Raw genomic sequence first — 2,137 nt, 5'->3', positions numbered from 1 at the left:
GGTCAGGGCGGGGGTGCGGATCATGGAAACCGGCTCCTTCGTCATGCAAGACAGCCTGGCATAGACCTTCGGCGTCAATAGGGCGGCGCGCCGTGGGCGCCGGCCTCGCCTAACGGCCAAGGCTGGCGGCCGTTCCGGCGCGCATCTGGAGCGTCGGTTATGGCCCCACGATCCTGAACGGGGCCTGAGGCGTCTGTCAGGGACGGTTCAGGCTCTTAAGCCCTCTGGAAGCCGCAGGCCTTTAGTCGACCCAGAGGTCCTGGGCCTCGCCCTTGCGGTTGAGGGCGCGGACGGCGCGCTTGACCACCGCCAGCAGGCGGTCACGGCGGGCGGCCTCGTCATAGGTCATGGAGCCGCGGGCCAGGCCTTCCAGCAGGAAGCGGCCCAGGTCGCGGCTGGTCTGAAACCTGGGATCGCTGCCGGCCTGGGTCAGGGCGACGAATCGCTCGCCCACCTGATTGCGGTCGAAGGCGCTCTGGGCGTTGGCCAGGCGCGCCCGCAGCATGGGATCGGTGCGGGCGGCGGCCTCCAGCTCAGCGAAGGCGATGAAGGGGGTTTCGTGCAGCAGCGCCCAATAGGCGTCGATGGCGTGCTCGGCGGCGTCCACGCCAGGCGCCGCCGGGGTGGAGCCGGCCTGTTCGAACAGGCGCGCCCGCTCCACCTCGATATGGGCCACCGCGGCCTCCACCAGCTCTTCGCGGCTGGCGAAGTGATAGAGCATGGCCCCGCGGGTGAGGTTGGCCGCCTGGGCGATCATGGCGTTGGTGGCCGCGTGATAGCCGATCTCGGCGAACAGCCGCATGGCCGCGTCGAGAATCCGCGCGCGGGTCCGGCGAGACTTGGGCGTCTCCTTGGCGGGGTAGGTTCGAGCGTCCATCTGCAGGGCGAGCATCCGATCAAAGTTCGGCGGACATATGGCGAGCCATGCTGCGGCGCCAGTGTTGCGGTGCGGTTTCATCAAAGCGACATGCAATCAGCCTACCGGACGCACAGTTGGGGCCGTTCCGGAGGCGTCTGTGGGCGATTTGGGAATCCGGCGTTATCGGACAGTATTCGTTTCGGACGTCCATCTGGGCACTCGCGGCTGCCAGGCCGAGATGTTGCTGGACTTCATCCGTCACATCGAGTGCGACACTTTGTACCTGGTCGGGGACATTGTGGACGGCTGGAAGATGAAGGGCGGCTGGTACTGGCCACAGTCTCACAATGACGTGGTGCAGAAGATCCTGCGCATGGCCCGCAAGGGCGTGAACGTCGTCTATGTTCCGGGAAACCATGATGACCGGGTGCGCGACTTCTGCGGCGTGCACTTCGGCGGCGTGGTGGTGGCCCGCGACGCCATCCATGAGGCCGCCGACGGCCGGCGCTATCTGGTGACCCACGGGGACGAGTTCGACGGGGTGGTGCAGCACGCCAAGTGGCTGGCCTTCCTGGGGGACTGGAGCTACCGGACCCTGCTCACCGCCAACACCCTCTTCAACAGCGTCCGCCGGCGCCTGGGCTTCGGCTACTGGAGCCTGTCGGCCTATCTGAAGACCCGGGTGAAGAACGCCCTGCAGTTCATCGAGAACTTCGAAGGCGCGGTGGCCGAAGAGGCCCGGCGCCGGGGGGTGGACGGGGTGATCTGCGGCCACATCCACAAGGCCGAGATGCGGCTGATCGACGACATCCTCTACATCAATGACGGGGACTGGGTGGAAAGCTGCACCGCCCTGGTGGAGCATATGGACGGCACGCTGGAGATCGTGGAGTGGGCCAAGCTCCGGTCCTGGGCCGCCGTCCGCCAGGCCCGGAACCTTCCCGAGGCCCTGGACGTTCCCGAGGCCGCCGCGGCCTGACGGCGAAGCCCAAGCCCTCCGTCCAAGCTTGATTTGACACCACCGGCGGCTCGTGACAGTGGGACTGCCATGAGCGAAGACGCCACCCCCCCGGGCGACGCCCGCGACCGCCAGAAGGCCGCCACCCGCGACCAGATCCTCCGCGCCGTGGGCGCCCGGCTGGAGGCCGGCCCCCTGGACGAGCTGTCCTTCGCCGAGATCGCCAAGGACGCTGGGGTCGGCGAGCGCACCGTCTATCGCCACTTCCCCACCCGCGAAGCCCTGCTGGGCGCTTTTTTCGCCTGGGCCCAGGCCAAGGC

3 protein-coding genes are annotated in these 2,137 nt (G+C 67.9%); 2 read left to right on the top strand and 1 reads right to left on the bottom strand.

Annotated elements, in window-relative coordinates:
* Positions 1-241 precede the first annotated feature (241 nt).
* Positions 242-877, bottom strand: a complete 636-nt coding sequence (locus tag V7D28_RS15060; protein ID WP_333588196.1) for a TetR/AcrR family transcriptional regulator — start codon at positions 875-877, stop codon at positions 242-244.
* 139 nt (positions 878-1,016) lie between these two features.
* On the opposite strand from V7D28_RS15060, the gene V7D28_RS15055 reads away from it, so the two are divergent.
* Positions 1,017-1,838 carry a UDP-2,3-diacylglucosamine diphosphatase gene (locus V7D28_RS15055; protein ID WP_333588195.1) on the top strand — a complete coding sequence of 274 codons (822 nt, stop codon included), beginning with the start codon at positions 1,017-1,019 and terminating at the stop codon, positions 1,836-1,838.
* A gap of 69 nt (positions 1,839-1,907) precedes the next feature.
* On the top strand, positions 1,908-2,137 hold a 230-nt coding region (locus V7D28_RS15050), incomplete at its 3' end, for a TetR/AcrR family transcriptional regulator (RefSeq protein WP_333588194.1).

It is taken from the genome of Phenylobacterium sp. (assembly GCF_036723115.1).
Taxonomy (GTDB): domain Bacteria; phylum Pseudomonadota; class Alphaproteobacteria; order Caulobacterales; family Caulobacteraceae; genus Phenylobacterium.
The sequence above is the reverse complement of the archived record's forward strand: the minus strand, read 5'-3'. Positions and strand labels throughout refer to the sequence as shown.

What these genes read in the sequence shown, in the direction of transcription:
- V7D28_RS15060 (WP_333588196.1), bottom strand. Translation starts at nt 877, where the DNA reads ATGGACGCTCGAACCTACCCCGCCAAGGAGACGCCCAAGTCTCGCCGG.